Consider the following 4,352-nt stretch of genomic DNA (forward strand, 5'->3'; position numbering starts at 1 on the left):
GAGGAGACAGACCCCATTCTCAGCATCACAACCCAAGCCGCCTGATCATGACCTCAGGCCACCCGACAAATTACACCACCTTGACGGACGTGACCTGCATCGGCCTTTACAACGAACATATAGAAGAGGTCTTCGATCGCACGCCGGTCGGGACGCAGGTTAAGTTGATCTGAACGGATCACATGCAGGAGAGTAAAACACTATGAATTTCTGGGGATGGTTCGTTAGCGGGTTCTTCGTGCTCGGCCTTGGAGCGGTCGGTTGGCAAGCGTTGCAGCCGGCCCCGGCGCAGACCGCTCAAGGACACTCAATGGTTCCGCCGGACACGAGCGGCATTCCTCAGGGCGCGCCCATTGCCAATGTAATAATTCCCGCTGAGTTTTCGCCGCAAGCCCAAATGGGGCAACGCGCGTTCGAGGCAAAATGCGCCAGCTGTCATGGTGAAAATGCCGCAGGCCAGAATGGGGTCGCTCCTCCGCTTGTTCACAAAATCTACGAGCCGAACCACCATTCCGATGCCGCGTTCCTGAATGCGGCGCAAAACGGCGTCCAATCTCATCATTGGAATTTTGGCAATATGCCTCCCGTTGAAGGCCTCACCCAAGGTGATGTGAAGATGATTGCTGGATACGTGCGCGAACTGCAGCGCGCGAACGGGATCAACTGACTTTGGTCGTCAGGCTGAACATCTTCCGTAGCGCGATCCAGATTCTCCTGCTGGTCTCGATTGCGTTATTTGTCGTTCTCCCGGCGGGATCTCTCGATGCAATTGGCCATGAAACGGTCGCTGCCAAAGTTTCCGAACGAAGTGCGCAAAAACATCAGACCTCTCATGAGGAAGATGCAGATAATCTTCTCCCCGGGCATTGCGATCCGGGGCCGGACTGCTCGAAAAATATGGTAATTGTCATTTTATCAGCTCCGAGAGCTTCGACCAACTTGTCGCAATTGCCTCGCGAACATCCAGATCAGAGCTTTTCTAACCGGAATGTCCTAAGGGACACCCCGCCTCCCAAACACCTATCCTGACCTAGGGGCAACCACGCCTCATCAAATTAAATCTATCAAGCATGGAAATACAGGATACGGAACGATGAAAAGCAAACTGATGATCGGCCTCTTGGCAGGAACGACAATGGCCGCAGCTGCATTTGCACATGGTGGCGCGGAAGGCGTCGTCAAGGAACGCATGGACGGCATGATGGCCATGGGGCAATCGGTCAAAGAACTGGCTCCGATGATGCGTGGTGAAATCACCTATGATGCTGAAGCTGTTCGTGCGGGAGCACGCGTCTTTGTCGAACATAGCGAAGGCATGACCGAATTGTTTCCCGAAGGGTCTGCTGGGAAACCGTCGGAAGCAAAGCCCGAGATCTGGTCGGATTGGGAAGAATTCAGTGCGCTCGCAGAGCAGCTCAAGGTGGTTAGCGAAGGTCTTGCCAAAGCCGCCGACAACGGGCTTATGGCGTCAGCGGCGGGAATGGATGCAGGCTCTATGATGGGCACGCAATCCCCCGGTGGCATGATGGGAGCTTCGTCCATGATGGGAACTTCGTCAGGAAGCCCGATGATGGACTATGCCTCGATGCCCGCAGATGGGGCATTCAACATGGTGACCCAGACATGTTCGGCATGTCACGCGAAATTCCGCTACGAGGCGAAGTAAAGATGGGCCGGATGAAAAAACTGGTCTTTGCTGCAGGGGCGCTTGGCGCCCTTGTGGTCGGCGGCCTTGTGATCTGGCCGATTGGCAAGGTGCCCGCGTCGATCACGCAAACGGGTGATGTCCAGCGCGGCGCCTATTTGGCTCGCGTATCCGGGTGCATTTCATGCCACACCAATTCAGAGGCTGGCGGCGCCGCACTCGCAGGCGGCGCGGGGCTGGCGACAGATTTTGGCACGTTTTTTCCGCCCAATCTGACGACAGACAAAGAGAGCGGCATCGGGGGGTGGACGGTTGAGCAGTTCGCCAAGGCGGTTCGCCAGGGCATTAGTCCTAGCGGAGAGCCGTATTATCCCGCTTTTTCCTATCCGTTCTATGCGGATTTCACGGATCAGGACATTGCCGACCTTTGGGCAGCTTTCCAGACCGTGCCACCGGTCGCCGAGGCAGCGCTTGAGCATGATGTCAAGTTTCCTTTCGATCAGAGATGGGGCCTGAAGCTATGGCGGGCGGCCTATCTCTACGATCCACCCACGGAACCCATTGACGAGAAAAACGCACAATGGAACCGCGGTCGCGAGCTGGTTCGAGGTGCAGCACATTGCGGTGCTTGCCACACGCCACGCAATATCGGAGGCGGGCGCCTGCTTGACGCGGTTTTTGCTGGAAATGAGGCATTGCCAGGGGGGAGCAAGGCGCCTTCGATCACGCCGAACTCACTGGCGGAACGCGGCTGGACCGTTTCCAACCTCGCCTATGCGTTGCGTACTGGCGTGACGCCGTCAGGCGACGCTTTCGGCGGCAGCATGGTGGAGGTCGTGCAGGGCAATACGCGCTTTTTGTCCCCCGATGATCTGGAAGCGATGGCCGTGTACTTGCTTGATGGTGACGAACCTCGAGCCGACCGGGTCGCTCAGGGCGAGGGCGCCGCTGCTAATAAAGACATGTGACTGCAATAGAGACAATGTGTGAGCCAAAACTGGCTCGCACAACAAACGAGAACGAAATGACACACACCAGAAGAGCATTCATTCAATCGGGGTTGGCAATGAGTGCGTTGAGCGTCTTCCCTAAGGCTGGATCAGCAGCCACCCCTGAATTTCAGGTGATGACAGCGCAAAGTGGCGCCGTACAACTCGCCCCTCCGGACTACCCCAAGACGGAGATTTGGGGCTATGACGGAAAGTTTCCTGGCCCCGTGATCCGTGTTCGGCAGGGCGCGCGTCTTCAACGTCGGCTCGTCAACAAGTTGCCGCAGGCGACGTCCCTGCACTGGCATGGCGTGCGGATATCAAATGCGATGGACGGCGTGGCCGGGCTCACCCAAGATGCCATCCCCACAGGCGAAACCTTCGACTACGATTTTGCCGTTCCAGATGCAGGAACTTTTTGGTTTCACGCGCATAATCGCTCCGTCGAACAGGTCGCTCGTGGGCTCTACGGAGCGTTGATCGTCGAAGAACCGATAGCCCCGGATGTTGATCGCGATGAAGTCCTTATTCTTGACGATTGGCTCCTCAACCCGGAGACCGCACAACTCGACCCAGATTTTGAAGCCGTTCATGATCGTAGCCATGCAGGCCGACGTGGCAACTTTGTCGCCACCAACGGAAGCTTCAATTCTACGCTCAACGTGAGCCAGGGTGAGCGGATGCGGCTTCGGTTGATCAACGCGGCAAATGCCAGGATCTTTGTTTTGGGCCTGTCAGGTCTAAAGGGGTGGGTGATGGCGTTCGACGGAATGCCACTGGTGACGCCGAGTGAGATCAGCGAACCGATCATCCTTGGGCCGGGCCAACGAGCGGATTTGTTTGTCGACGTCATTGCGGATGAAGGGGAAAGTGCTCATCTGGTGCGGCTTGAAGACGGCCAGGGATTTGCCCAAACCGAGTTTCGCGTGACCGGCACTTTGGCCTCCGCTGTGCGGGATGTCCCCCAAGTTCTGCCACCGAACCCTAATATGGATGTGCCGGGACTGGAGCAGGCGAGACGCATCAGGCTCAACATGGAAGGCGGGGCAATGGGCAACCTTGACGCAGCCATACTTGAGGGTGAGCGAAAAACGTTCCGCCAACTGGTCGACGCGAACCAGTTCTGGGCTTTCAATGGTACCGTGGGCATGACCGAGAAGCCACTGGCTAGCCTGTCACGCGGTGAAACAGCGCGAGTGGAGATCTACAACGATACATCCTTCCCCCACGCCATGCATTTGCACGGGATGCATTTCCGGGAGGTGCTGGAGGGCGGTGAAGTTGGTCCCCTGCGGGATACCTTGCTGATGTTCGGTGGCGAGACTCGCGAGATCGCCTTCGTTGCCGACAATCCGGGAAAGTGGCTGTTTCACTGTCACATGCTCTCGCACGCGGCATCCGGCATGATGACGTGGCTGGAGGTCGCATGAGATCAGCTTACCTGGCGGTAATTTCATCCATTGGCCTGATTGGGCTAGGTGCAACCTGGTGGTTCAGCGGCAATGCCTCCCAGGGTTCTTCCCCGTTTGACGACGTCTGAGCTGCTGCCGGTTTCGTGGACGGCAACTTAAGCTTTCATAGCTCGCTCCTCGAAGGTCATAGGGCTTAGATAGCCGATGGTCGAGTGGCGACGCGTTGGATTGTAGAACCTCTCAATGTAATCGAACACATCGGCGCGAGCCTGTCTTCTGGTCCGATAGGTTTTGCGCCTGACCCTT

The 4,352-nt window shown here is 57.0% G+C and carries 5 protein-coding genes; 4 read left to right on the plus strand and 1 reads right to left on the minus strand.

Translation table 11 applies throughout. The features are described 5' to 3' along the window. Nucleotides 1–202: 202 nt before the first annotated feature. The 4 genes from C8N42_RS20875 (at nt 203) to C8N42_RS20890 (ending at nt 4,064) form a co-directional block, all read left to right on the plus strand. Nucleotides 203–667, plus strand: coding sequence for a c-type cytochrome (locus C8N42_RS20875; protein ID WP_066707486.1), 465 nt, complete (start codon nt 203–205; stop codon nt 665–667). A 426-nt stretch (nt 668–1,093) separates the two neighbouring features. After that, the gene (locus tag C8N42_RS20880; RefSeq protein WP_066707483.1) at nt 1,094–1,666 is read left to right on the plus strand and encodes a c-type cytochrome; all 573 of its coding nucleotides are present in this window, start codon (nt 1,094–1,096) and stop codon (nt 1,664–1,666) included. Nucleotides 1,667–1,677: 11 nt separating this feature from the next. Further along, nucleotides 1,678–2,613 carry a c-type cytochrome gene (locus C8N42_RS20885; RefSeq protein ID WP_096807334.1) on the plus strand — a complete coding sequence of 312 codons (936 nt, stop codon included), beginning with the start codon at nt 1,678–1,680 and terminating at the stop codon, nt 2,611–2,613. Nucleotides 2,614–2,669: 56 nt separating this feature from the next. After that, a complete protein-coding gene (locus tag C8N42_RS20890; RefSeq protein ID WP_009573640.1) occupies nt 2,670–4,064 on the plus strand; it encodes a multicopper oxidase family protein in 1,395 nt (464 codons plus the stop codon). Between the two features lie 137 nt (nt 4,065–4,201). Here C8N42_RS20890 and C8N42_RS20900 read toward each other — a convergent pair. Continuing rightward, a partial coding sequence (locus C8N42_RS20900) for an IS3 family transposase (RefSeq protein WP_146168246.1) occupies nt 4,202–4,352 on the minus strand: 151 nt, incomplete at its 5' end.

It is taken from the genome of Celeribacter persicus, assembly GCF_003050785.1.
Lineage (GTDB): Bacteria > Pseudomonadota > Alphaproteobacteria > Rhodobacterales > Rhodobacteraceae > Celeribacter > Celeribacter persicus.

Coding starts and splice junctions, on each gene's coding strand:
- C8N42_RS20875 (WP_066707486.1), top strand. CDS start 203: ATGAATTTCTGGGGATGGTTCGTTAGCGGGTTCTTCGTGCTCGGCCTT.
- C8N42_RS20880 (WP_066707483.1), top strand. CDS start 1,094: ATGAAAAGCAAACTGATGATCGGCCTCTTGGCAGGAACGACAATGGCC.
- C8N42_RS20885 (WP_096807334.1), top strand. CDS start 1,678: ATGAAAAAACTGGTCTTTGCTGCAGGGGCGCTTGGCGCCCTTGTGGTC.
- C8N42_RS20890 (WP_009573640.1), top strand. CDS start 2,670: ATGACACACACCAGAAGAGCATTCATTCAATCGGGGTTGGCAATGAGT.